21 protein-coding genes are annotated in these 23,644 nt (G+C 74.0%); 9 read left to right on the top strand and 12 right to left on the bottom strand.

Features of this window, described 5'->3' with window-relative positions:
• Nucleotides 1-47: 47 nt before the first annotated feature.
• On the bottom strand, nucleotides 48-1,241 hold the full coding sequence (locus AC07BS_RS23415) for a glycosyltransferase family 2 protein (protein WP_478934211.1): 1,194 nt from the start codon (nucleotides 1,239-1,241) through the stop codon (nucleotides 48-50).
• A 236-nt stretch (nucleotides 1,242-1,477) separates the two neighbouring features.
• A complete protein-coding gene (locus tag AC07BS_RS23410) occupies nucleotides 1,478-2,329 on the bottom strand; it encodes a class I SAM-dependent methyltransferase (protein ID WP_478643687.1) in 852 nt (283 codons plus the stop codon).
• A gap of 235 nt (nucleotides 2,330-2,564) precedes the next feature.
• Between AC07BS_RS23410 and AC07BS_RS23405 the strand changes: the two genes are divergently transcribed.
• Nucleotides 2,565-2,891, top strand: coding sequence for a hypothetical protein (locus tag AC07BS_RS23405; protein ID WP_478934209.1), 327 nt, complete (start codon nucleotides 2,565-2,567; stop codon nucleotides 2,889-2,891).
• An 8-nt stretch (nucleotides 2,892-2,899) separates the two neighbouring features.
• Complete coding sequence (locus tag AC07BS_RS23400; RefSeq protein WP_478643689.1) at nucleotides 2,900-3,754, top strand: hypothetical protein; 855 nt, start codon at nucleotides 2,900-2,902, stop codon at nucleotides 3,752-3,754.
• Nucleotides 3,755-3,848: 94 nt separating this feature from the next.
• On the opposite strand, the gene AC07BS_RS23395 is transcribed toward AC07BS_RS23400, so the two are convergent.
• Together AC07BS_RS23395 and AC07BS_RS23390 are read right to left on the bottom strand one after the other, a co-directional pair.
• Nucleotides 3,849-4,418: a peptide deformylase gene (locus AC07BS_RS23395; protein WP_478934207.1), complete on the bottom strand. Its 570-nt coding sequence runs from the start codon at nucleotides 4,416-4,418 to the stop codon at nucleotides 3,849-3,851.
• Nucleotides 4,415-5,374, bottom strand: coding sequence for a helix-turn-helix domain-containing protein (locus tag AC07BS_RS23390; RefSeq protein ID WP_478934205.1), 960 nt, complete (start codon nucleotides 5,372-5,374; stop codon nucleotides 4,415-4,417). Before AC07BS_RS23390 ends, AC07BS_RS23395 begins: the two co-directional genes overlap by 4 nt.
• Nucleotides 5,375-5,541: 167 nt before the next feature.
• Between AC07BS_RS23390 and AC07BS_RS23385 the strand changes: the two genes are divergently transcribed.
• From AC07BS_RS23385 to AC07BS_RS23365, 5 genes are read left to right on the top strand one after another with little or no spacing between them, the layout of a single operon-like run.
• On the top strand, nucleotides 5,542-6,696 hold the full coding sequence (locus AC07BS_RS23385) for a glycosyltransferase (protein WP_478934203.1): 1,155 nt from the start codon (nucleotides 5,542-5,544) through the stop codon (nucleotides 6,694-6,696).
• The gene (locus tag AC07BS_RS23380) at nucleotides 6,693-7,400 is read left to right on the top strand and encodes a hypothetical protein (protein ID WP_478934201.1); all 708 of its coding nucleotides are present in this window, start codon (nucleotides 6,693-6,695) and stop codon (nucleotides 7,398-7,400) included. The genes AC07BS_RS23385 and AC07BS_RS23380 overlap by 4 nt, the downstream gene beginning before the upstream one ends.
• Nucleotides 7,397-8,626 carry a glycosyltransferase family protein gene (locus AC07BS_RS23375; RefSeq protein ID WP_478934199.1) on the top strand — a complete coding sequence of 410 codons (1,230 nt, stop codon included), beginning with the start codon at nucleotides 7,397-7,399 and terminating at the stop codon, nucleotides 8,624-8,626. The genes AC07BS_RS23380 and AC07BS_RS23375 overlap by 4 nt, the downstream gene beginning before the upstream one ends.
• On the top strand, nucleotides 8,623-9,552 hold the full coding sequence (locus AC07BS_RS23370; RefSeq protein ID WP_478934197.1) for a glycosyltransferase family 2 protein: 930 nt from the start codon (nucleotides 8,623-8,625) through the stop codon (nucleotides 9,550-9,552). The genes AC07BS_RS23375 and AC07BS_RS23370 overlap by 4 nt, the downstream gene beginning before the upstream one ends.
• On the top strand, nucleotides 9,549-10,070 hold the full coding sequence (locus tag AC07BS_RS23365) for a P-loop nucleotide/nucleoside kinase family protein (RefSeq protein ID WP_478643704.1): 522 nt from the start codon (nucleotides 9,549-9,551) through the stop codon (nucleotides 10,068-10,070). Before AC07BS_RS23370 ends, AC07BS_RS23365 begins: the two co-directional genes overlap by 4 nt.
• A gap of 100 nt (nucleotides 10,071-10,170) precedes the next feature.
• Here the strand turns inward: AC07BS_RS23365 and AC07BS_RS23360 are convergent, their stop codons facing one another.
• The 8 genes from AC07BS_RS23360 to AC07BS_RS23325 all read right to left on the bottom strand — a co-directional run bounded on the left by AC07BS_RS23360 (nucleotide 10,171) and on the right by AC07BS_RS23325 (nucleotide 21,765).
• A complete protein-coding gene (locus tag AC07BS_RS23360; RefSeq protein ID WP_478934195.1) occupies nucleotides 10,171-11,778 on the bottom strand; it encodes a carbamoyltransferase C-terminal domain-containing protein in 1,608 nt (535 codons plus the stop codon).
• Complete coding sequence (locus AC07BS_RS23355; protein ID WP_478934193.1) at nucleotides 11,775-12,977, bottom strand: hypothetical protein; 1,203 nt, start codon at nucleotides 12,975-12,977, stop codon at nucleotides 11,775-11,777. The genes AC07BS_RS23360 and AC07BS_RS23355 overlap by 4 nt, the downstream gene beginning before the upstream one ends.
• Nucleotides 12,967-14,430, bottom strand: a complete 1,464-nt coding sequence (locus tag AC07BS_RS23350) for a B12-binding domain-containing radical SAM protein (RefSeq protein WP_478934191.1) — start codon at nucleotides 14,428-14,430, stop codon at nucleotides 12,967-12,969. The genes AC07BS_RS23355 and AC07BS_RS23350 overlap by 11 nt, the downstream gene beginning before the upstream one ends.
• A gap of 131 nt (nucleotides 14,431-14,561) precedes the next feature.
• On the bottom strand, nucleotides 14,562-15,401 hold the full coding sequence (locus AC07BS_RS23345; RefSeq protein ID WP_478643712.1) for a beta/alpha barrel domain-containing protein: 840 nt from the start codon (nucleotides 15,399-15,401) through the stop codon (nucleotides 14,562-14,564).
• Entirely contained in the window at nucleotides 15,398-16,957 is a 1,560-nt protein-coding gene (locus AC07BS_RS23340; RefSeq protein ID WP_478934189.1) for an asparagine synthetase B family protein, read from the bottom strand. Before AC07BS_RS23340 ends, AC07BS_RS23345 begins: the two co-directional genes overlap by 4 nt.
• Nucleotides 16,954-18,231, bottom strand: coding sequence for a glycosyltransferase family protein (locus AC07BS_RS23335; protein ID WP_478934187.1), 1,278 nt, complete (start codon nucleotides 18,229-18,231; stop codon nucleotides 16,954-16,956). Before AC07BS_RS23335 ends, AC07BS_RS23340 begins: the two co-directional genes overlap by 4 nt.
• Nucleotide 18,232: 1 nt before the next feature.
• Nucleotides 18,233-20,188, bottom strand: coding sequence for an asparagine synthase (glutamine-hydrolyzing) (gene asnB / locus AC07BS_RS23330; protein WP_478934185.1), 1,956 nt, complete (start codon nucleotides 20,186-20,188; stop codon nucleotides 18,233-18,235).
• A 305-nt stretch (nucleotides 20,189-20,493) separates the two neighbouring features.
• Nucleotides 20,494-21,765 (bottom strand): nucleotide sugar dehydrogenase, encoded by a 1,272-nt coding sequence (locus AC07BS_RS23325; protein WP_478643722.1) that lies wholly within the window; start codon nucleotides 21,763-21,765, stop codon nucleotides 20,494-20,496.
• 224 nt (nucleotides 21,766-21,989) lie between these two features.
• On the opposite strand from AC07BS_RS23325, the gene AC07BS_RS23320 reads away from it, so the two are divergent.
• Complete coding sequence (locus AC07BS_RS23320) at nucleotides 21,990-22,940, top strand: ABC transporter ATP-binding protein (RefSeq protein WP_478934183.1); 951 nt, start codon at nucleotides 21,990-21,992, stop codon at nucleotides 22,938-22,940.
• Nucleotides 22,941-23,642, top strand: a complete 702-nt coding sequence (locus AC07BS_RS23315) for a hypothetical protein (RefSeq protein WP_478934181.1) — start codon at nucleotides 22,941-22,943, stop codon at nucleotides 23,640-23,642.
• Nucleotides 23,643-23,644: the final 2 nt, after the last annotated feature.

The raw sequence follows: 23,644 nt of genomic DNA, 5'->3' as shown, positions 1-23,644 counted from the left end.
ACGGGGAACCCGCGCGCACGGGGAGCCCGGGGCGCGGAGGAACTGGGCTATCTCACGGGTGCGGGCGGCCGCTCGGGGCTCAGGTAGTCGTTGGCGTCCGCCCACGGGGCCCGGCGGAGCGGCCGGCCCGCGCAGCCGCGGACCAGCAGCGCCGTCCCGGCGGCCGCGAACCAGGCGAAGTGTGTCGCCTTCACCGCCCACCGCACCGCGCCGGCGGCCGGCCCCCGGCGGCCGTCCCACGGGGCCAGCGGCCACAGCCCGTGGAAGAGCGTCTCGCGGAAGTACACCCGCGCCGTCGCCCAGGGGTAGTCGGCCATGTGCAGGAGGTGGCTGAAGAGGGTGGAGCGCAGCCGCCGTACGGTGGACCGGGGCGTCCCGCCGAGGACGAGCCGGCAGCGCGCGTCCGGCAGCACCTCCAGGGCGTGGAAGGGGTCGGGCGCCGCCGGGTCGAGCAGTTCGAAGAGGACGTACGCGTCGTCCGAGCCGGTGCGGTCGGGGATACCGCCGGCCACCACGCGGGCGTCGACGAGCATGCAGCAGCCGTGCGGGTACGTCCCGCGGGGCGCGGTGGCGCGGCCCAGCCGGCGCAGCAACCGGGAGGTACGGTCCGGGCCGGCCAGCGCGACCTTGGCCGCCCCCACCGCGCCGGTCCGCCCGCGTTCCTCGAAGCGGGCGACCAGCCGCTCGGCGCAACCGGGCTCCAGCCGGATGTCGTCGTCGAGCCAGAGCCAGGCCGCGGGCCGCAGCGGCGCGGCCGCCCGGATCGCCGCGTTCGTCGTACGCGTCTTGCCGGGCCCCGGCAGCGCCAGCCCCACGTACGCCAGGCCGGGCACCCGCCGCGCGGCCAGGTCGCCGACCAGGGTGAGCCGGCGTACGGCCTCCTCCTCTTCCGCGGCCCCGCGCGGTCCCGTACGCCACTGCATGCCCCACCAGAGGACGACCGGCAGGCCGGGGCGGGCGTGGCGCAGCTCCGCGAGCCGTTCGAGGACGTGGGCGGCGGTCGCGAGGTGCTCCCGTTCGTCGCAGCGGGCGACGTAGCTGGGGCAGAGCACGGCCAGGCCGTGCGGCGGTACGGCGGGCAGGGCGTGCGGCAGTTCGTGCGCGGAGAGCCGCTTCCACGGGCCGCCCGTGCCGTGCCGCACCAGGGCCGTGACGGGTGGGACCGGCTCGGGCGGGGGAGCGTATCCACGGGCCACCAGCCGTTGCGGCCAGCGCCGGAGGGTCTCGCCGCCGGGCGTCACCGGTCCTGGGGCCGGTCCGGGCCGGCCGCGGGCGTCACGAGTCGTGCGGGTCGAGTCATATCGCGCACCATGCTCTGCTCCCCGACGCGAGGATGGAGTCCGGCATCACGGAATTACTTGTACATGACCAGCATCGCTCCGCAGGACTCTACCCCAGCGGTCCGCACCGGGGAAGACGCCGAAGTCCGGTGAATTCCATAGGGGTTACGGTCCGGGCGGTACGGGGGCGCGTCGTCTCAGCGGGCCCGGCGCAGCGTCCACAGCAGGACGGCCGGCAGCCCGGTGAACGCGGCGCGTACGGCCTCCGGCACGAGCGCCGCGGCCGACGGGCTCACCCCGCACTCCTCGGTGAGGACCGGCTCGGCGCTGTCCACGACCTCCAGCCCGTGCGCGGCGAACGCCCGCAGATAGGCCGAGTGCGGATGGTGGTGGTTGCGGACGACGGCCTTGCGCCCGGGCCCGAGCGGTACGAAGGCGTGCCCGCCGAGCAGCACGAGCGTGGGGTGGATGTCGCACAGCACCGCGTGGCCGCCCGGCCGGAGCACCCGCCCCAGCTCGCCGACGGCCCGCCCCAGGCCGGCCTGGTGCGTCAGGCCCAGACAGCACGTCACCAGATCGAAGCCGCCGTCCGCGAACGGCAGCGCCGCCATGTCCGCGAGCGCGAAGCCGACGCCGGGCAGCCGGTGCCGGGCCCGCGCCAGCATGGCGGGCGAGGAGTCGGCGCCCACGACGCGGTGGCCCAGCGCCGCGAGCCGCTCGGTCTGCCGTCCCGTGCCGCAGGCCACGTCGAGCGCGCGCCCGGCCGGAAGACCGGACAGGGCGTCCGCGAGGGCCCGGTCGGCGAGGGCCGTGATCGCGTTGGGGGATTCGTCGTACGAGGCCGACCAGGCCGCGTAGCCGTCCCCGACGGGCCGCTCCTCGACGGTCACGCCGTCGGGCGCGTCCCGCGCGGACCACCGCCGGCACAGTTCGGCGGACTCCGCGATCCGCGCGGCGGAACTCTCCGCGTCACCGGTCAGCCAGGACCGCAGCAGCGCCAGACCCTCGACGCCGAGCAGATAGTGGACGAACGGGAAGGTCGTGGGCACCGCTGCCTCCCGAAAGGTCGAAGCGTCCGGCGCCGGGCGGAGCGGGCCGCGTCCGCCCGTGGCACCGGGGGCATGATGCCGCAGCGCCCCGCCCGGCGGCCACGGTGCCGCTCCCGCGGACAGTTCAGCCGAACGGCCCGCACGCTCCGCGCGGCACCGGGGGGATGGTCTTGAGAGGGCGCCGTCCGTCCGCACCCGGACGGCGCCGGTGTCCCGGCGTGCCGAGGAGGGCTCCATGGGAAGGACGGCAGGGCGTGCGGCGATCGCTGTGTGCGTGTGCGCCGCCGTGTGCCTGGGGCTCGCCTCCGGCTGCTCCTCCGACGAGGGACCGGAACCGGAGCACAGCACCGCCACGCCCACCGGGGCCTCCCCGTCCGTGTCGCCGTCGCCGGCCGCCCCGCACCGGGAGCCCGGCGACGGGACCCCCGCACCGCCCGGGAACGTGCCTCCGCCGCCACCCCCGCCGCCGCCCCCGGCGACCGGCCGCACCACCGGGCCGGGGGTCGTGCCCCCGGCACCGACCCTGACGCCGCCCGGCCCGCCCGAGCCCCGCGTCTCGTAGGAGCTCCGGTGGACGACGGGAGCGCCGCACCGGCCGGGACGCCGCCGCCGGCCGGCCCGGCGGCGCTCGCGAGGACACTGCTCGCCCAGGCGTCGTTCGTCGCGGCCCTGATGTTCTATCTGGGGGCGCTCTACTCCGTCGCCTACTACGGCTGGTTCCACGTGGCCCTGTCCGCCCTCGGGATGGGGTTCAGCGACCTCGTGCTGCGCAGCCTCGTCGTGCTGCGGACCCCGGTGATGGTGGTCCTCATCGTGGTCGTGCTCCTGGCCGGCCTGCCGCGCCTCACCGGGAGCCGGCTCCTGCCCGATCGTGTCACCCGGCCCCTGGACGCGGCGGTCCGCGCGCTGGCCCGCCACCACCTGGTGGTCGTCGCGGCCGGGCTGGTCCTGCTGATCGGCTACCGGTGGACGGGACGCCGCGTCTGGATCGTGCCCCTCGTGATCGCGGCCGGCCTCCTGCTCGGGCAGGTCCCGGACGCGGCGGGCCGCCGCCCGCACGGCACGCGCCGCAGGACGCTGCCCGTCCTCGCCGCGGGGATCTGCCTGTTCTGGGCCCTCACCCTCGTCACCGTGCAGCTCGGCGAACGGGACGCCGAACGCCACGCCGCCCGGCTCCCCGAGTGGACGGGCGTGCTGATCCTCAGCGGCCGCCGGCTGAGCCTGCCCCGGCCGGTACGGGAGGAGGACCTCGGCCCGGGCCTGCGCCACCGCTACCGCTACACCGACCTCCGGCTCCTGGTGGAGGGCCGCGACGGCTACTACGTCGTCCCCCTCGGCTGGCACCGGGAGACCGACCCCGTCTACGTGGTCCCGCGCGGCGAGGACACCTGGATCGGGCTGACCGCGGGGGTCCGGCCGGCGTGAACGGCCGAACCCGGCGCGGCACCCATGGGGCGCCCTCGACCCGGCGCCCAAACGATCGGGGTCAGGCTGTCGCCGTATGCCTCCTGGCTCATGGCTACTGGTCGTAAGCCCACGCACGGCCGGTCTGCCGGTATTCCTCCACCGGAATGGGTTCGACGCCGGGCCGCATGCGAGCGGTGTACAGCAATCCGCCGAGATGGTCGATCTCGTGGGCGACAAGGCGGGCCAGACCCCGCTCGTACGTCGTGGTGATCAGGGCGCCGTCCAGGGTGGTGGTCGACACCGTGATCGCCAAGGGCCGGGGCACCATGCCACGGACGTCGAAGAACGACAGGCACCCCTCGAACTGCTCGTCCATCTGGTCCGAGTGGGCGATAACGCGGGGGTTGAGCAGGACGATCGGCGCCGCACCGGGGTCGGCCGGCTGGACGACGGCCGCCGCTCGGCCGATGCCGATCTGCGGGGCCGCGATTCCCATCCCCTTGGCAAAGGGGTGCACGCGTGAGATGCGTTCCACCGAGGCGAACAGCGTCTCGACGGTCTGCTCGGTGGTGTCCTTCTCGGCGGGCAGGTCGAAGGGCCGGGCGACTTCGGCGAGGACGGGAGCGCCGTACTGCACGACACCGAGATCACGCATCTGCTTGCTGGGCCGCACCGTCGTCACGTCAGCTCCCTGTCGCTCGTCGTGGGTTCGGATCTGGCCCGGAACCGCCATTCGAGACGGTACCGGGCATGCAGGGCTGGTTGGGCGGTCGTCCAGGAGAACAGCCTGGTTCCGTCCTCGTCCCGCTGTACGGGGGCGGTCCGTAGTGGGGACGCCTCGGCGGTCATCGACGTCTCGGTACCCCACACCACCAGGTCGAGCGCAGCCGGGAAGGCGAGCTGGACCTCCAGGCGCTCGGTGGGAAGCCGTACGGCCCGCTGAAACCATCGGCCCCACTTTTCGTCCCCCACCGAGTAAGCGTATTCGATCCAGACCGACTCCCCGGGGTAGAGGGGGAAGCGGCCCTGTTCGTTCTCGAACAGCACCCAGACCTCCTTGAAGGCATCGCGGTCGTGCTTGGCCTCCCAGCGCATCGCTTCCCCGCGGCACGTCGCGCTCAGCTCCAGTTCGTCCCAGGTCAGCGGGTGCTGTCTGTAGTGCGCATTGGACCGCTCCGGCTCGCCCGGATACCGGTCGACGGAGATCCGGATCAGGTAACGGGTGACCGGCTCCGTACCGCTGTTCCGCAAGCGCCGGCGCATCGTCAACCGATACAGGCGGCCGTCGTAGTCGAGGCGGGCGGCATCGTGCTCGACGACGAGCGCGGAGCCGGTCGCATACGGCTGCTCGGTGACCGGCCGCGGAGCGGATAGGGGCACCGTCAATGTCCGCCCGGTGCGGGCCTTGGCCGTTTCGTAGTCGCACCACCGCTTCCAGATTGCCTTGCCTGCGCCCAGAGCTTCGTCAGCGCGGCGGGTGAAGTCCTCGGTGGGCTTGTGCCGCCCGGATTCCACGTGGCTGACGTACGACGGGTCGAAGCCCATCGCCGCCGCCAGTGCGCGCTTCGACAAGCCTCGCACCTCGCGCCAGTAGGCAGTCTCGGCCGCGAACGCCTCAGCCGCCTGCTCCGCGGTCACCGCGTCGTGTTGCTCTCCCATCAAGCCCCCGCCCCGGCCGCCTGGTTGATGACGAGGGTGAGTGAACCGTGAGTGAGGCCGATTCACCATCCCGTCACCGCTGTTGACCCCGGTTTCCTTCCCATGACCGGCCCGGACCGATCCGGGCCGGCGGAGGGAAAAACGCCATGCGACTGCTATACCTGCTGAACGTCTCCAACCCCGGACGGCTCTCGGCCGACTCCGGCTTCACCTTCGCCGACCTCCTCACCCCAGCCCTGGCCGATGCGGGCGTGGCCGTGATCGTGGCCGCCCCCACCCCTGCCGGGGACACCCGGGTGGGATTCGCGCCCGTCCTCTCACCGTCCACGAAGTACCGGGCCCGCCTCGACCCCGGCCTCGACGCCCTCGTGGCCCTGATCCGGCGGACAAAGCCCGAAGTGGTGGTGGCCAACCAGATCGAGGCCGCTCCCGCGATCCGCGCCGCCCTGCTCGAAGCCGGGAGCGACGCGCGGATCGCCGGGTATTGCCACTACCTCCCTTTCTCCTTCACCGACGACGGCGGCCTCGAGCTCGATCCGTCCCTGGACGACGGCGGACTCGGCCAGCCGGTGCTGCTGGCCTTCTCTGCCGGGCTCGCCGCTTGCGACCGCGTGCTCGTCCACTCCGCCACCGCCGCGGCCTGGACCACGGCGGCCGCCCACCGCGCCGACGTGGACCTCGCGCAAAAGCTGCACGTCGTACCGGCACCGCGCGACGAACGCCTGGTTCGCGACCCCGCCGAGGTCATGCCACCCGAAGGCCGCGCCGTAGCGGCTTACAACCACCGCCTGTACGCGCATTACGGCACCGCCCGCTTCACCGCCCTCGCCCGGCGCTTGGTGGCCGACGCTCCGGTGGATCTGACAGTGATGGACCTGTTCGGCACCCGCAGCCCCGAGCGCGTCCGTCTCGACCCCAGCCCCGAGCTGCACCGCGACGAGCTCGCCGCGCTCGACAGCGTCACCATCGCCTCCGACCGCGGCGACCGTGTTCGCTACCGCGGCCTGCTGGCCGGCGCCCACTTCGGCATCGCCCCGTTCCGCCCCGGGTGTCCGTGGTCCATGAGCGTGGTGGACTGCCAGGGCATGGGTCTGCCGGTCATCGCCCCGCGCACCGGATGGCTGGCCGAGCACATCGACGACGACCTCCTTTTCGACACCGACGACGAAGCCGTCCACATCGCCACCCGGCTGGCCACCGATGGCGAGTTCTACCGGGTGCACGCCAAGCGCGCCCACGCCTCCACCACCGAGTTCACACCGAAGGCCGTGGCCGTCCGCTACCTGGAGGCGATCACATGACCAGCGGCTTCGATGCCGTCCTACTCTCGTACGACGAGCCTATGGCCAACGCACTACATCGACGTCTGGGCCGGGTGCTGGGCGGCACGGTCAAGCGCTTGCACGGGGTGCGCGGGATGCGCCGCGCTTACCGGCTGTGTGCCGAGCTGGCGGACACCGAGCAGTTCTTCCTCGCGGACGGCGACTTCTCCATCGACACCCGGTTCCCGGCCGCCGACGTCCAGCCGCTGGCCGACCGGATCTCGATGCGGGTGTGGCGGGCCGTCAACCCGGTGAACGGGCTGGCCTACGGTTACGGGGGGCTGAAGCTGATCCGCCGCGACGCACTGCGGGAGATGGGCCAGGCCGTCGATGTCCTCGCCGCACTGCCCGGCCAGGTCGAATTCTACCTGGCCACGGCCGGGACAACCCGCTTCAACCAGAGCCCTTACCACGCTTGGAAGGCTGCTTTCCGCGAGTGCGCGATGCTCACGCGCGGCAGCGAGTACGGCATGCGGGACGCCGACACCCGGGCCCGGATCACTGCCTGGACAGCCAGCAGCACCGGCGACTTCGCCGCCTTCGCGGCGGCCGGTGCCCGCGACGGCATCGCCTTCGCCCGCGGTGCCGCTCACGACCCGCACCAGTTCGACCTGCTCAACGACCCGGCATGGCTGCGCGACCACTTCATGGCCGCACACGGCGAGCAGGCGGTCGCCGGATGACCGACGAACTGCCTCTGGTGCTGATCGAGCCCTACGCGCACCGTCTCGGTGGGCACCACCCACGCGCCCTAGCCGCTCTCGCAACCGCCCGGCCAGGCAGCCTGGTCATCGCCCCGTACGGCGCTGCCGACGCCGCACCGCTCCACCAGACCGGTACCCGGATCGTCACCGGTACCCGTGGGCCGGTCAGAGCCGTGCTGTTGGCCGCCGCCCACTGGGCCAGGGCCGTCTCGGTCGCCGGGCAGAAGGGGTTCGCTTCCCACCGGTGGCCGCTCGCGCTACGGCGGGCCCCGCACCAGGTGACACTGATCGCCCGGTGCCTGACAGAGGCCGCATGTTTGCGAACCGCCCGGCATCTGATCCGGGAGCCCGCGGTGACGGTGGTACTCAGCGCGAGCGAGGCACTGCACGGAGCCGCCGCCTTCCTTGGCGGTCAGGCGCACCTACGGTTCATCCACGAAGCGGTAACTACCGAGGACGCACCGGTGCGGCTGCTCGGGCGGCTCGCCCGGCGGAGCGAGCGGCGCGTGAGTGCGCTGTACCCGACGGCCGCCGTACGGGAGCAGCTCGCCGAAGCCTTCCCGTGCCTGGCGGGGATCGTGCGGGCGTTCGCGGTCGACGACGCCCGACGACTCACCGATATCGAGCGAAATGGCGCCCGCACTGCTTTCGAGATCCCCGCCGACGCGACGGCGGTGTGCCTGGTAGGCGGCTGGTGGCCCTACAAGGACATCGCCACCATCGGCACCGCCCTCGCCCGGCTCACTCGGCCACTGCACCTGATGGTCACCGGCACCCCGCTCGACGACGCAGTGCTGGCCCGGTGGCACGAGCTTCCGCAGGTCAGCCTTCACACCCTGCCGGGCCCGGTCGGCGAGCAAGCCCTCCGCCTCGTCTACGGCACCGCCGACGCGGCCCTCGTCGCCCGATGTCCGGGGGTGGGCAAGGAATCCGGGCTGGTCATGGACGCCGCCCGCCTCGGCGTCCCACTGCTCGTCTCCGACCACGATCCTGCCCTGACCGGCACTATCGCCGGACAGCCCTGGTCCCGGCTCTTCGCTGCCGGGGACCCGGGCGCCCTTGCGAAGGCCCTGGATGCTCTCTCATCCGCCCCGTTGGAGCGTCCCGGTCCCGGGGCACCGGCTGTGCTGGGCATGGTCACGGCGGCAGAGCAGGCCGCCTTCCTCACCACCACCTACACCCGCCTGGTCAAGGAGTGCGGATGACGCCCGTACCGCCCGTGCTGGTCGCGGTGATCGGCCCCGTGGAACCGGCCCTGCTGACCGCCTGGACCACCCACTATCGCGCACTCGGCATAGAGGACTTCCACCTGGCCTTCCACTTCCCCGACCACGTCCCCAGCCCATGGCAGCAGGAGCTGCTGACCACCGCCCACGAGCTCGGCATCGGCCCGGCTGCAGTCAGCACCGGGGCATGGCACGAGCACACCAACTCCGATCTCCGCGACGCCCTGCGGAAGCGGACTGGGCACGGCTGGCACCTGCTCGCCGACTCCGACGAACTCCACACCTACCCCGCTCCGCTGTCGGAGGTGATCGCCGCGGCAGAGGAGACAGGACAGGAGGTGGTGGGCGGGCTGATGCTCGACCGCGTCACCCCCGACGGCCGGTTCGCCCACTGGCGGCCGGAGACCGGGCTGGACCGCGCGTTCCCGCTCGGCGGCCACCTCACCCACCGCCTCCTCCGTGGCGACCCCCGCAAGATCGTCCTTGCACGGTCCGGGGTCGCCGTGGCCTCGGGCAATCACCGTGCCCCCGGGCACAAACCAGATCCCCGCGCCCTCGTCTGCGTGCACCACTTCAAGTGGCGCTCGGGCGTCCTGCAAGACCTGCGGCGCCGCGTGGAACGGTTCACCTCCGGCGCTTGGTCCGAGAGGACACCGGCTGTACGGGACGAGGCCCGTCGACTACTGGATCATATCGACCGGCACCACGGGCGGATCAACGTCGGCGATCCCCGCCTCGGCTTCCGCCGCGTCACCCTGGACAGCCTGCCGACGGACTGGGCGGCCGAGGCCCACGACATCGTCACCCGGTGGCGCCCGCCTGCCGCGGACGGCCACCGGTATCCGGGTCGGATCGGCGAGAATGGAGCCTCTGGGACCAGTCACCATGAGAGGGAGCGGACATGACCGAGCGCGCGCCGACCGCGGTGTTGCTGGTGGGCATCACCGGCTCCGGCAAGACCACCCTGGCTCAGCGCCTCGCCGACCGCGGCATGATCCGTCTTTCGGTCGATGAAGAAGTACACCGTCGTCATGGCCGCTACGGCGTCGACTACCCCGAGCACACCTATTTCGAGCGCGAACGCCCCGCCGTCGATGCCGTCCGCCGCCAGCTCGCCGAACACCTGGCGGCCGGCCACGACGTGGTTCTCGACCACGGTCTGTGGCTCCGCGAAGACCGTGACAGCTGGAAGAAACTGATCGAGACGGCGGGCGGCAGGTGGCGGCTGGTCTACCTGCCTGTCGAGAAGGACGAGCTGCTGCGGCGCCTGGCCGAACGCAACGAGCGCGAGGACGCCAACGCCCTCGTAGTCAGCCCTCAGGCCCTCGACGACTTCTACGCCCGCTTCGAGGCCCCGGACGAAGACGAGGAGGCCGTCGTCTACACCGGCGATCTCGGCATCGTGCTCATGCCCGCCGACTGACAGGGCCACGGGTGTCCCGGGCGGGGCATGGCGGTTCCCACCCGGGACACCGGCGTCAGCCGGCCCTCTCGTGCGTGTCCTCCCTCGGCCGGGCCCCCGACTACCGCCGCGGTCGCGCCCGTCCCCCGTTCCACGCCATCAGGTTCCCCAGGACGAACAGGTCGACGTCGCGTTCGCGGAAGTCGAGGAGGGCGTCGTGGGCGCGGTGGGCTATGGCTCTGCCGCGGGCGTTGAGGGAGGTGTTGATGAGGGCCGGGGTGCCGGTGGCGCGTTCGAAGCCTTCCAGGAGGTGGTGGAGGCGGGGGTTCTGGTCGCGGGTGACCGTCTGGAGCCGGCAGGTGCCGTCCACGTGGCGGGCCTCGGGGATCACGCCCTCGGGTACGTCGTAGTTGAAGAGCATGTACGGCGAGGGGTACGCGCCGGGGAACCGTTCCTCGAAGACCTCGGCGCGCATCACCGCTCCGAGCGGGCGGAACCACTCGCGTTCCTTGAGCCGTTCGCTGAGCCGCTCGCGCATGCCGGGGACGTCGGGGCTGCCCAGCAGGGAGCGGTTGCCGAGGGCCCGGGGGCCGCTCTCCGCCACGCCCTGCACCATCGCCACGACCCCGCCCCGGGCCAGTACGCCCACGACCGCGTCCGGGTCGTAGGGCAGCGGGTTGAGCGCGGCGGCCAGGATCGTCTCGCGGGTCTCGTCCTCGCTCTCCGCCTCGCCGTTGAGGTACACCCCGAACGGCTCGACGGGTATGTCGTGGAGGACCCGCTGCGCGTAGACGCCGGCGCCCAGTGAGTGGCCGGCGTCGCCGCAGGCCGGGGGGATGGCGATGTCCCGGGCGAAGCGGGTGCGCAGCTGGGCGTTGGCCACGACGTTCAGGGCGCAGCCGCCGCCCAGGGCGAGGGGGACGTCGTCCCGGCCGGCGGCGTCGATGTGCTTGGCCAGCAGCCCGTACACGCTCTCCGTGAACATCTGCTGGAGCGTGGCCACGCAGTCGGCCCGCTGGTCGAAGTCCTCGGTGAATCCGGGCCGGGCCAGCAGGTCGGCGCCGACGCGTTCGGCCAGGGCCCGGTCGGAGAGGATGCGGTCGTCGATGTCCTCCAGGAGGTCGCGGACGGCGGCGGACGGCTGTCCGTAGCCGCCCAGTGCCATCACCTTGCCGGCCACGCTGGGGCCCTTGCCGAAGTTGTAGAGGTAGCCGAAGGCGCTCCAGCCGAAGCCGGTGCCGTACCAGGGCAGCGGGTCGGTCTCGACCCATTCGAGCCGCCCGTCCGCGTACTGGAAGAGGGAGCTGTGCGAGATCTGCCCGCGGCCTTCGTTGGTCAGCACCAGGCAGCCGTCGGGGAAACCGGCGTACTGCAGCGCCAGCGCCGCGTGGGACACCTCGTGGGTGACGATGACGCAGTCGACGGTCCTGCCGAGCAGGTCGCAGGTGGTGCGGTGGTGCGGGGCGCCGCGGCCTACGACGGCCATGGCCCGGTCCAGGTCGGGTATGCGCAGGACGGAGTTGCGCACGGGCGAGCTGACGGCGACGAGGTCGATGGCGTCGGCGTCGATCCGTGCCCGCTCCAGGACGTGCCGGACGGCCAGGGCGATCCGGTGGTCGTGCTTCCAGCGGGTCAGCCGCTCGGTCTCGATCGAGTACACGAGGCGTCCGTCCTCGAAGTAGCTGACGCCGCTGTCGTGCCCGAGGGAGTGGAGGGACAACACCTTCATGGACCGGGTTTCCTCTCGTCGGCGGGGTGGGGCCGCGGCCGGCCGGCGGGCCGGGCGGCGACGGGGCCGGGGACGCTCGCGGTCCGGTAGCCGCTCCACGCGACCTCGCGCAGCGGCCGGCCGCACAGTCCGCGCACGTACAGTTCCGCCCCGACGGCCGCGAACCACAGGAAGTACGGCCATTTGACGGCCGCCTTCCGGCAGGCGGCGGCCGGGCCGTTCGACGGGTCCCAGGGGGCCAGCGGCCACAGCCCGAGGAAGAGGATCTCCCGGAAGTAGTGGCGCGCCGTCGGATAGGCCCAGTCGGCGAGGTAGATGTGGTGGTTGAGGAGGATCCTGCGGATCCTCCGGCGGGTGGTGCCGGCCGGTCCGGCCACCTGGTAGTGCACCCGGGCGCCGGGGATCAGGCGCAGGTCGTGCAGGGGGTCGGGGTGCGCGGGGTCGAGCAGCCGGAAGCACACGTAGCCGTCGTCGGAGACGTAGCGGTCGGGGATGCCGCCGGCCACGACGGAGGTGGCGACGAGGATGCAGCAGCCGTGCGGGTAGTTGGTCGCCGGGGCGGCGACGGCCTTGGCCCGGTGGAGCAGCCGGGAGGTGAGGTGCGCGCTCGCGTACGGGACCTTGGTGGCCCCGACGGCTCCCCGGCGGCCTCCGGCGCGGAAGGCGGTGACCAGCCGGGCCAGGCAGTCCTCCTCCATGCGTACGTCGTCGTCGATCCAGCCGATGCCGTCGAGCTCCAGCCGTTCGGCGACGCGGATGGCCGCGTTGAGCGTGCGGACCTTGAGCGGGCCGCGCAGCAGCAGGCCGGCGACGTCCGGGCCGCCGCCGGCCAGTCCGACCAGAGCCTCCAGCCGGCGGCGCGCCTCGGGCAGCTCGTCCGGGGTCTCCCACTGCATGCCGATCATCAGCAGCAGGCGTACGTCCGGGTGGGCGCGGCGGGCGGCGTCGACCTGCGCCAGCAGGGCGCGGAACATCGCGCGCTGGTCCTCGGGCGTGGCGCGGGCGGGCCGGGTGGGCACCACCAGGCCGATCCCGCCGGGCCGGGGGCCGGGCGGCGGGAAGCCGCCGGGCGCCACGTACTCCACCGGGGTGTCCCAGGTGGTGACCGGCCGGTACCCGCGGGCGACGCGGCGGCGGACGTGGGCGAGCAGCGCGGGCTCCCGTACGCGGGTGTGCCCGGCCGGCGGTTCAGAAGTCACGGACGGTGTTGGAGTCGGACCGCGCCAGGCTCAGCAGGCCGGAGGCGGTGTTGCGCCACTGCCCGGTGACGGCCATGTGGGTGACCAGGGGCCGGACCATCTCGCGGCGCAGGAAGAAGGAGCGGTACGCCTCGCGGGCCCGGGCCTCGGCGTCCCGGACGAGGTAGCCGATGCGGCGGGTGAACTCGCCCCGCACGAAGGAGTCCCAGTAGTCGCCGGGGATGGCGCCGTCCTCGACGCACTCGGTGTGCAGCGGGGTGCCGGGCAGCGGCGTGGCCGTGTAGAAGCTGGCGTAGTCCAGCGGGAGCCGGCAGGCGAGGTCGACGGTGCGCCGGTACTGCTCGCGGCTCTCGCGCAGCCAGCCCACGATGAAGTAGCCGAAGCCCTTGATGCCGGCGCGGTGGGCGGAGGTGACCGCCTTCTCGATCTTCTCCAGGTCGCTCTCCTTGCGCATGCGGCGCAGGATCTCGGGGTCGCCGTGCTCGATGCCGAAGCGCAGGCGTACGCAGCCGGCGCCGGCCATCGCGGTCAGCAGTTTGTCGGGCACCAGGTCGACGCGGGTGGGCGCCTCCCAGCGCACCTTCAGGCCCTTGTCGTGGATCTGCTCGCAGATCTCGAAGACCCGGCCGCGGTGGAGGGTGAAGACGTCGTCGTAGAACATGATCTCCTTCACCCCCCACCGCTCCTTCAGATAGGTCATCTCGCCGACCACGTCGTCGGGGCTGCGGTACATCGACCGCCGGTCGACGGCCTGTTTGAAGCAGAAGCTGCATTTGAAGGGGCAGCCGCGGCTGGAGATCATCGTGGCGAAGGGGCGCGGGGCCATGATGGAGAAGAAACGGTCCATCGGCACGCCCTCGCGCTCCGGCCAGCCCACGTCCTCCAGGTTCACCATGGGGGCCGCGCCGCCGTCGTAGGTGCGGGAGATCAGCCCCGGGATGTCCTCCGGCTCGTCGCCGTGCTCCAGGGCCTCGGCCAGCGCCGGCATGATGGTGACGCCCTCGCCGACGCCGACGTAGTCGACGCAGGAGTGGTGGAGGTTCTCCCGGTCGTAGACCTCGGTGTGCGGGCCGCCGAGGATGACGCGGGCGCCGGTGCTCTTCGCGGCCCGGCAGGCCTCGATGGCCCCGGGCAGGCCGGGGGTGGTGGTGGTCACGCCGACCAGGTCCGGCCGCCAGTCGGCCAGCAGCCGGCGCAGGCCCTCGCCGTCGAGCCCCATGGCGGGGGTGTCGATCTGTACGACGTTGGCGAAGCCGGCCTTCTTCAGGGCCGTGTGGATGTAGCCCAGGCCGAGGTGCGGGAGGACGCCCGCGCGGCGCTGGACGGCGTTGATCTGGCGGGTGTTGAGGCACAGGTCGTGGTGGCGGACGAGCGCGATGCGCAGCGTGCGCGAGCCGGCGGGCCGGGTGCGCAGCGGCGCGCTGCGGGGCGCGGGCGGTCCGAGGGCGTTCACGATCGGCAGCGTGGTGCGCGGCCTCGTCGTGCCCTTGCCCCGGTTCTGTGCCTGTGTCTGCCCCTGTGTCTGCCCCTGTGCCTGTCCCTGTGGCTGTCCCCGGCCCTGTCCCTGGGGCGGTGCCGTTCCGGTCATCGCGGTCCCCCTCCTGCTGCGTCGGTACGGCCGGCGGTGGCCGTGGAGGCGTCGCCGGCCGGGTCCGGCCGGCCGCACAGCCGCTCCAGCTCGGCCCGCCAGTCGGGCGTCTCCAGGGCCCCGGCGAACACGACGTAGTCCGCGCCCGCGCGGAGGTAGGCGTCGATGTGCCGGCGGGTCCGGATGCCGCCGCCGATGAAGATGAGCTGGTCGGGTCGCAGCCGCTGCCGGAAGTAGCGGCAGACCTCCTGCGACACGTCCTCGTAGCGCGAGTACAGGTACACCACGTCGAAGCCCAGCAGCCGGATCACCTGGAGGTGGAAGTCCAGGGCCCGCGGCGTACGGCCGACGGGGACGGTGCCCATGGCGTCGAACGACACGTCGTCCTCGCCGAAGGTGAGCGCCGCCTCCAGGAGCATCTCCGGCAGCCGGCGGGCGGGCCCCGGCCCGTCACCCCGCGCACGGCCGGGGCCGGCGGCCGTCTCCAGGATGCTCTTCCAGACGAAATAGTCGTCGCGGGAGCCGAGCAGCGCCGGGCAGAGCATCGCGTCGGCGCCGGGGGCCACCGGCAGCCCGGCGCCGGGCCGGGCCGGGAAGTGGGTGATGACGGGGATGTCCACCGCCGCCTTCACCCGGGCCACGTAGCCGGGCATCCGGGCGTCGAAGTCCTCGTAGTCGGTGCTGGCCAGGATGAGGAACGGCAGTCCCAGGCGCTCGACGGCGACGGCCTTCTCCACCGCCTCCTCGACCGCCACCTTGAACGGGTCCACGACGTGCACCGGGCCGGGCCTGCGGGCCCGGAGCAGGTCGAGCACCCCTCGTCCGGTACCGGTCATCCGTCCCCCTCCCGCCGGCCGCCCGTGCCGGCCGGGGTCCGCGCCAGGTCGTCGAGTTGCAGCAGGTGGACGGCGAAGGGCAGCAGCCGGTTCACGGCCCGGCCGCCGTATCCGTCGCCGTGGTGGCCCAGCAGCCGCGGCAGCATGCCGTCGCGGGCCTGCCACCAGTGCGGGGCGTGGCGCGCCACATGGGCGAGCGTGTCGGCCACGTACCGCACCCGGCCCCAGACGAACCGCGGCCCGTGCGGGGTCGGTTCGTCCGCGTACGGCAGGTGGGCCTGGCCCGGAAAGGCCCGCCGCAGGACGTCGGTGTGGAAGTCGCCGTCGAGCAGGACCTCCGGTGGCAGGGAGGCCAGCAGGTCGAAGAGGTCGGGGTCCAGGAAGGGCGTGTGCACCGGGAGCCGACCACCGCGGCCGAGCAGGGTGGTGGTGTGGGCGGCGACGGCGCGGCGGGTGCGGTTCCAGAAGACGAAGGACATCAGCGGGAAGGCGGCGTCCTGGTGCCGGCGGAGCTCGGCGGTGAGCCGCGCCGCCGCGCGGTCCACGCCCAGCCGGGCCAGCGCGGCCCCGTCGAGCAGGGCGGGCAGGTAGCGGTCCCGGCGCCCGGCGGTGAGCAGCCAGCGGGCCAGGTCGCGGGGGTCGTCGCCGGTGGCGGGGCGCTGCCGGGCCAGCCGCAGGAACGGGCCGTGGGACAGTCCGGCCGCGCCGAGGCCGTCGTAGGTGAGCGGGGTGCGGCCGGCGAGGAAGCGGGCGAGGGGCAGCACCCAGGCGCCTTCGGTGGTGCACAGCTGCTGGGCGCGGTTGGCGACGAGTTCGGCGCGCAGCTGCGACCGGGGCCGGGCGACGGTCCGGTGGGGCGTGCCGGTGGCCGCGGCGACGAGCCGGGCGACGCGGGCGTCGGCGTCGTGCTCGACGAACTCGGAGGTGGTGACGGCCAGCCGGGGCGGCGCCCCCTGCCGGATGAGCTCCAGCAGGAGGTGGCGCGAGGCCCGGTCGCCGCGCAGCGGCAGGTCGTACGCCCCGCCGGGCGCCCTGCGGGCGACCGCCTGCCGGAACAGCTCGACGCACGCGTCCACGGCCCGCGCCCGGTCGACGGTGCGCCGGTCCGCGGCGATCGGCGCGGACGTCAGCCGGAGCCGGCCGGGCGACCAGCGCAGGCGGGCGCCGGGCGGCAGCGCCCGGACGGCGGCGAAGGGCGTGTCCTCCCCGACGAGGAAGCCCATGCGCAGGAAGACCGCGAGGGCGGTGTCGTCGAGGTCGGCGGGGGCGCCGAGGGCGAGCAGGTCCGCGAGCCGGGTCGCGACGGCGATCCGGTCCCGCTCGGCCCAGTGGAACAACGGGACCATGCCGTAACGGTCGTTGGTCACGGTCAGGGCGTGGCCGTCCCACTCCCAGCCGGCCGTCGGGCCGGGCCCGCCCAGGCGGGCCGAGGGCGTGCCGAGGACGGTCACGCCGTCCCGGCCGGCGGTCAGCAGGAGGCGGGGGGCCGGGGGTGTGCCGGGGCCGGCCGCGCCGGTGGGGGCCGGTGCGGTCACGGGCTCCGCCGGCCGCGTCATGCCCGCTCCAGCAGGTCCCGCACGGCCTCGGCGATGCGGCGTCCGGCGGCGGCCTGGTCCAGGGCGCGGTCGGCGTAGGCGGTGGTGTGGGCCTTGCAGGCGGCGATGGCGGAGGGGTCGTCGAGCCAGGCGTCCAGTCCTTCGAGGAGGCCGTCGGCGGTACGGTGGCACTGGCCCAGCCGTTCACCGCGGATGAGGTGGGGGACCCAGGACTCCATGGGCAGCCCGGACTCCAGCATGAGCACCGGGATACCGAACCAGGCCGCCTCCAGGGTGGTGGCCGGGCCCGCCTTGGACACCAGGAAGGCGTGCGGGGCCTTGGCGGCGCGGGCGACGTACTCGAAGTACTCGGGCTGGGTGAGCCGTTGGTGGAACCGCCAGCGCAGGGCGTTGCCGCGGCGGGCGAGGTCGGCGGCCCGGCGGGTGGTGCGCGCGTCGCCGTAGCCGACGAAGACGAGATCGACGTCGGCGTCCCGCTCGGCGAGGTGCGCGACGATGCGCAGGTAGTCCTCGCCGCCCCGGTTGCAGAAGACGATCACCTTGGGGCGCTCGGGCGCGGCCGGGTCGCCCCATTCCACGGCGGCCCGCCCGGCGTCGGGTCCGGGGGCGTCCGGGCCGGCCGCGGCGGGTCCAGCGGCCACGGCGGGTTCGGCGGGTTCGGTGAGGAAGCCCTTCAGCTCGTGCTGGGCCACGAGGGGGCCGACGGTCCTGACCCGTCGGGGGTCGGCGCCCTCCTCCTCGATCAGCCGGTTCCTGGCCCACGCGAAGCCGACCAGGGTGAGGTCGGGGTGGCGGCTGCGGTGGACGGGCAGGTCCAGCAGCCCGGGGTTGGTGACGTGGTGGACGACGGGCGGGACGCGCCCGCCGGCGGCCCGGGCCGCCGCCAGGCACAGCCGGCTGATGAATCCCTTGGTGCCCACGACCAGGTCGGGGGAGGTCGAGCGGAAGTGGCCGACCAGGCCGTCGAGCATGTGCTCCCACGGGGCGCCGGCGGGCGGGGCCACCTCGAAGTCGCGCGGCCAGGCGGCCGCCAGCTCGCCCATCAGCGCCAGGTAGCGCCGGGTGCGCACGGCGGTGGCCGGGCTGGTGAGGGTGATGTCGCGGATGCGGGCGCCGATGTCGCCGACCCAGGGCAGAAACGATTCCGCCTCCCAGAGCGAGACCTCGGCGTCCAGGTGGTCCCGCAGCACCCGCGTGAAACGGGTCGCGGCCAGGTAGTTCCCGAACTCCCCCCAGGTGCGGGGCGAGACGACATGGATACGGGGCACAGGCATCTCAGACTCCCGACGACGGCGCCGCCGCCACCGGCGGGGCGGTGTGGACAGGCCGCAGGACCGCGTCGTGCCAGACCTGGAAGCACAGCAGCGCCCACAGCCGCGCCGCGTGGTCGCGGCGCTCGGCCAGGTGGTCGTCCACCAGGCACCGCACCGCGGCCGCGTCGAACAGACCGTGCCGGTCCAGGCGTTCCGGCGCCAGCGCCTCCAGCAGTACGGGCCGCAGCCGGCCGCCGAGCAGCGCCGCGACGGGGGCGCGGAAGCCCAGCTTGCGCCGCCGGACCGTGCCGGCCGGCAGGTGCCCGGCCGCCACGCGGCGCAGCAGGTGCTTGGCGGTGAGGCCGCGCAGCTTCAGCTCCGGCGGCAGCGACGCGCAGTAGGCCGCCAGGTCGCGGTCGAGGAAGGGCGCCCGCGCCTCCAGCGCGCTGCGCATGCTCCCCCGGTCGGTCTTGGCGAGGACGACGTCCCGCAGGAAGTGGGTGACGATGCCCAGCTGGCAGCGTTCCAGCGGCGGCAGGCCGGGGCCGGCGGCGGCCAGCACCCGGTCGAGCTCGTCGAACGGCCGGTGGGCGACGAGCTCCCGCCGCGCGGCGCCGGACAGCACTCCGGCCAGCTCGTGCGGGCGGAACGGCGCCGCCGCGGCGTAGAAGCGCCGCTCCGGTGGGGCACCGGCGCCCCGGCCGAGCCGGTGGAGGGCGGCCCGCCAGGGCAGGTTGCCCCGGACGGCCCCGCCCTGGTGCGCGGCGAGCCGGGCCAGCGCCGCCGGCAGCGGCGGTGGCAGGGCGCCGATCAGGCCGAGCACCTTCTCCGCCTGGAAGAAGCGGTAGCCGAGCAGCATCTCGTCGGCGCCGTCGCCGGTGAGCACGGAGCGCACCTCGCGGCGCGCGGCGCGGCAGACGAGCAGCGTGGGCAGCAGGGACGGGTCGGCCAGCGGCTCGTCGATGCCGGGGTAGTCCGTGGTGAACGCCTCGGCCAGGTCGTCCTCGGTGACACGCAGGACGTGGTGGTCCAGACCCAGGTGGCGGGCGACGGTGGTGGCGGCGGACGTCTCGTCGAAGGCGGGGTCGGCGAAGCCCGCCGTGAACGCGGGCACCGGCCGGTCCGCGGCCTCCTGGGCCAGCGCCGCGACGGTGCTCGAGTCCAGGCCGCCGCTCAGCAGCACCCCCAGCCGCCGCGGTGTGCTGCCGACCCGCCGCCCGACGGCCGCCCGGAGCAGGCCCTCGAACTCGGCGGCGGCCGTGCGCGGCGGGACGTCGCGCCGGACGGCCGGGAGCGCGGGCGTGAAGTACACCGTCTCGCGGAAGCCGTCCGGTCCGGCCCCCGGCCCCGCCTCGACGTAGGAGCCGGCCCGGACCTTGGCGACGCCGCGGACGGCGGACCGCGGCGCCGGGCAGGCCCGCAGGACGAGGTAGTCGGCCAGCGCCCGCACATCGGGTTCGCCGGTGCAGTCCGGGTGGCGCAGCAGCGGCGTCAGTTCGGAGGCGAAGGCCACGCCGGCCGGGGTGCGCAGGTAGTACAGGGGCTTCTCGCCGAACGGGTCCCGGGCGAGCACCAGGGTGCGGCGCGCCCTGTCGTACAGCGCGAACGCGAACATCCCGTCGACGCGGCGGAGGAAGTCCATGCCCTCGCGCTCGTAGAGTTCGGCGAGGAGCTCGGTGTCCCCCGCGGTGCGCAGCCGGGCCCCGTCGCGCAGCAGGCCGCGGCGCAGCTCGGCGTGGTTGTAGACCTCGCCGTTGAAGACGACGACGGTGCGGCCGCTCACCGAGCGCAGGGGCTGGCCGGGGCCGTGGACGTCGACGAAGCGCAGCGCGCGGTGGGCGAGGGTCAGCCCGGGTTCGTGCAGCGTGCCGGTGCCGTCGGGGCCGCGGTGGGCGACGCCGGCGAGCATGCGGGAGGCCAGGCGCAGGGCGGCGTCCCGGCCCCCGGCCGGGTCGGTGAAGCCAACGAAGCCGCACATGCCCTCTCCCTCGGGAGCGCTGGTGGGTCGGTGGTGCCGGGGCGCCGCGCGCGGGCCGCTCGTCGCGCGCTAGCGCCGGGCCGTGCCGTTCCGTCTGCGGGCGTCCGCCTCACCGGATCCGGCGGACCGCTCGTGCGCGCGGTGCATGGGCCCACTCCCGCATGCCTGGTCGACGTGGTGTCACAGAGCAACGTGCCAAGAGCATTGGCCAAGGCCAATCGTCGACTGTAGCCAGCACTCATCTCGGGCGCAATGGCCCCACAGCGGGCCGAGGGGTGGCGGGGGCGGCCGTCCGGAGGTGCCGGTCACAGCACCTCGACGGCGGGGCCGCGCAGCCGGCGCCGGCAGTCCAGGACGTAGCGCGCGTGCCGGAGCACCGCGTCGTAGTCGAACTCCGCGTGGTCGACGAGGAGTATCACGGCGTCGGCCGCGCGCAGTTCCTCCTCGGTGGGCTCCACGCGCACGACGCCCCGGGCCCCGGCGTCGTCGCTGCCCAGGTCCGGCGCGGCCACCTTGGGGTCGGCGGCCCGGACCCGGGCGCCCAGGCGCAGCAGCCGTTCGGCGACGCGTGCCGAGGGGGATTCGCGGTCGTCACCGGTGCCGGCCTTGTAGGCCAGCCCGAGCAGCAGCACCCGGGAGCCGTTCACCGCGCGGCCGCGCGCGTTGAGGCCCTCGGCCAGCCGCCGGACGACGTAGTCGGGCATGTGGCCGTTGATGTCGCGGGCCAGTTCCACGAAGCGGAAGCTCTGGCCGAGGGTGCGTTCGACCCGCCAGGAGAGGTACGAGGGGTCGATGGGCAGGCAGTGCCCGCCCACGCCGGGACCCGGGGTGAAGCGCTGGAAGCCGAAGGGCTTCGTCGCGGCGAGGTCGATGGCGTTCCACACGTCGATGCCCAGCTCGTGGGCGAACATGGCCAGTTCGTTGACCAGCGCGATGTTGACGTGCCGGAAGGTGTTCTCCAGCAGCTTGGCCAGCTCCGCCTCCTTGCAGCTGGCGGCCGGCACGACGGTGTCCACCAGCGAGGCGTAGAAGGCGTGGACGGCCTCCAGGGAGGCGGTGTCGATGCCGGACACGACCTTCGGGGTGTTCTCCAGGCGCCAGACGGGGTTGCCCGGGTCGATGCGCTCGGGGCTGTAGCCGAGGTGGAAGTCCCGGCCGGCGCTCAGCCCGGAGCCCTCCTCCAGCAGCGGCCCGAGCAGTTCCTCGGTGCTGCCCGGGTAGGTGGTCGACTCCAGGACGACCAGCGCGCCCGGGCGCAGCCGGCCGGCGAGCATCCGCCCGGACGCCTCGATGAAGGACAGGTCCGGCACCCCCTCGCGCAGCGGGGTGGGCACGCAGATGACGGCGACGCCGAAGCCGGCACAGTCCCCGGGGTCCATGGTGGGCCGGTAGGCGTCCGACGCGAGGACCCGGCGTAATCGCCCGGCGGGGACGTCCTCGACGTAGGACTCCCCCGCCACCAGTTGTTTGACGCGGTGTTCGTCGACGTCGTAGCCGACGACCCGGTGTCCGGCCTCCGCCGCCCGCACCGCCAGCGGCAACCCCGCGTATCCCTGCCCGATGACCACGACCCGCACGGCCCACCCACCCTTCTCGTGACCGCCGTCGGAACCGGCGGGACGCCGGGGGCGTCCTGAACCACCGGTGGCGTCATGGACGAGACGCCAGTGGCGCTATTGACATGTATCAGGCATTTGTCCCGCGTGCTAGGGTGTCCGGGCATTCGAGCGGCGCGGACACCACGGGCGCCGGGGGCGGCCCGGGGGGAGCCGACGAGATCCGGGAAGGAGCGGGACGCGTCGTGGCAGCGATCGAGGTCCGCGGCCTCAGCAAGCACTACGGGGACACGGCCGCGGTCGACGGCCTGTCGTTCACCGTCGAGTCCGGCTCGGTCGTCGGGTTCCTGGGGCCGAACGGCGCCGGGAAGACCACGACGCTGCGGATGCTCCTCGGTCTGGTGACCCCGACGTCCGGCACGGCCCTCATCCGCGGCCGCCCCTACCGCCGGCTCCCCCGCCCCGGCCGCCTCATCGGCGCCTCCCTGGACACCGGCGCGGCCCATCCGCGCCGCACCGCCCGCAACCACCTGCGCATGCTGGGCACGCCGCTGAGGACGCCCGACTCCCACATCCAGCACCTGCTGCGCACCGTCGGCCTGGAGCACGCGGGCGACCGTCACGTGGGCGACTTCTCGCTCGGCATGCGGCAGCGCCTCGCCCTGGCCGGCGCGCTCCTCGGCGATCCGGAGATCCTCGTCGTCGACGAACCGGCCAACGGCCTCGACCCGGAGGGCATCCTCTGGCTGCGCGGACTGCTGCGCGGACTGGCCGCCGAGGGCCGTGCCGTGCTCGTCTCCAGTCATCTGCTCGGCGAGATGCAGCAGACCGTCGACCGCGTGGTGGTCATCGACCACGGGCGACTCGTCACCGAGGGCACCGTCGCGGACCTCACCGCGCTGGGCCGGCGGACCGTCAGCGTCCAGTCCCCGCAGAGCGTCCGGCTGGGCGAGTTACTCCGCGCCGCCGGCGAACACGTCCTCGTCACCGGCCCGGACACCCTGGAGTTACCGGACGGCTGGGCGCGGACCGTGGGCGAGCTGGCGGCGCACCACGGCATCCCGCTGTACGAGCTGCACACGGCCGCCCCCACCCTCGAAGAGATCTTCTTCAGCCTGACCGGCGCCGGAGCCGCGAACGGGGCCCCCGGGTCCGGCGGCCACCGCCGGAGGACACACCGCCGGGGAGGCAGCTGAGTGACCGCGCTCGTCCGTACCGAACTGTTCAAACTCCGCAGTACCAGGGGCCCCTGGATCGCCTCGGCCGGCGTGGTCGCGGCCCAGCTCCTCCTCTCGCTCGTCATCGGCATGCAGGCCGAGCCGAAGCTCGTGCGCGACGGCCTCGGGCCCCGCGCGGGCCTGTGCGCCGGCTATCCGGTGCTGCTCCTCGGGATCACCGCGATCACCCAGGAATACCGCTACCGCACCATCGTCCCCGCCTTCCTCACCACCCCCGCCCGCTGGCGGGTCCTGACCGCCAAGGCCGCGGCCGTGGCCGCCCTGGGCGCCGTGCTGGCCGTCGTGAGCCAGTCGGTCTGGGTGGCCGCCGGGTTCGTCCGGCACGGCGCGCCCCTGATGCACCTGGACCGGCCCGCCGAGGCGGCCCGGCTCTACGGGGTCACGGTCCTCGGCGTGGCACTGCTCGGGGTGCTGGGCGTGGCCCTGGGGGCGATCCTGCGGAACTCCACGGCGGCCCTCGCCGCGCTGGTCGTCGGCACGGTCGTCGAGGGGGCGCTGGAGCAGTTCCGCTACAAGGGTCCCTTCACCAGCGGGCTCGGGCTCCTGACGGACCGTACGGACCAGGGTGTGCCGCCGGGGCTGGCCGCGCTGTGTCTGTGGCTCGCCCTGGCGCTGGGCGTCGCCGTCCTGGTCATGCGGCGCGACGAGACGGATTCCTGACC

Source organism: Streptomyces sp. NPDC044063, assembly GCF_056434285.1.
The sequence above is the reverse complement of the archived record's forward strand: the minus strand, read 5'-3'. Positions and strand labels throughout refer to the sequence as shown.

Coding starts and splice junctions, on each gene's coding strand:
- AC07BS_RS23360 (WP_478934195.1), bottom strand. CDS start 11,778: ATGAAGGTGTTGTCCCTCCACTCCCTCGGGCACGACAGCGGCGTCAGC.
- AC07BS_RS23340 (WP_478934189.1), bottom strand. CDS start 16,957: ATGACGCGGCCGGCGGAGCCCGTGACCGCACCGGCCCCCACCGGCGCG.
- AC07BS_RS23375 (WP_478934199.1), top strand. CDS start 7,397: ATGACCGACGAACTGCCTCTGGTGCTGATCGAGCCCTACGCGCACCGT.
- AC07BS_RS23370 (WP_478934197.1), top strand. CDS start 8,623: ATGACGCCCGTACCGCCCGTGCTGGTCGCGGTGATCGGCCCCGTGGAA.
- AC07BS_RS23385 (WP_478934203.1), top strand. CDS start 5,542: ATGCGACTGCTATACCTGCTGAACGTCTCCAACCCCGGACGGCTCTCG.
- asnB (WP_478934185.1), bottom strand. CDS start 20,188: ATGTGCGGCTTCGTTGGCTTCACCGACCCGGCCGGGGGCCGGGACGCC.
- AC07BS_RS23345 (WP_478643712.1), bottom strand. CDS start 15,401: ATGACCGGTACCGGACGAGGGGTGCTCGACCTGCTCCGGGCCCGCAGG.
- AC07BS_RS23405 (WP_478934209.1), top strand. CDS start 2,565: ATGGGAAGGACGGCAGGGCGTGCGGCGATCGCTGTGTGCGTGTGCGCC.
- AC07BS_RS23380 (WP_478934201.1), top strand. CDS start 6,693: ATGACCAGCGGCTTCGATGCCGTCCTACTCTCGTACGACGAGCCTATG.
- AC07BS_RS23365 (WP_478643704.1), top strand. CDS start 9,549: ATGACCGAGCGCGCGCCGACCGCGGTGTTGCTGGTGGGCATCACCGGC.
- AC07BS_RS23335 (WP_478934187.1), bottom strand. CDS start 18,231: ATGCCTGTGCCCCGTATCCATGTCGTCTCGCCCCGCACCTGGGGGGAG.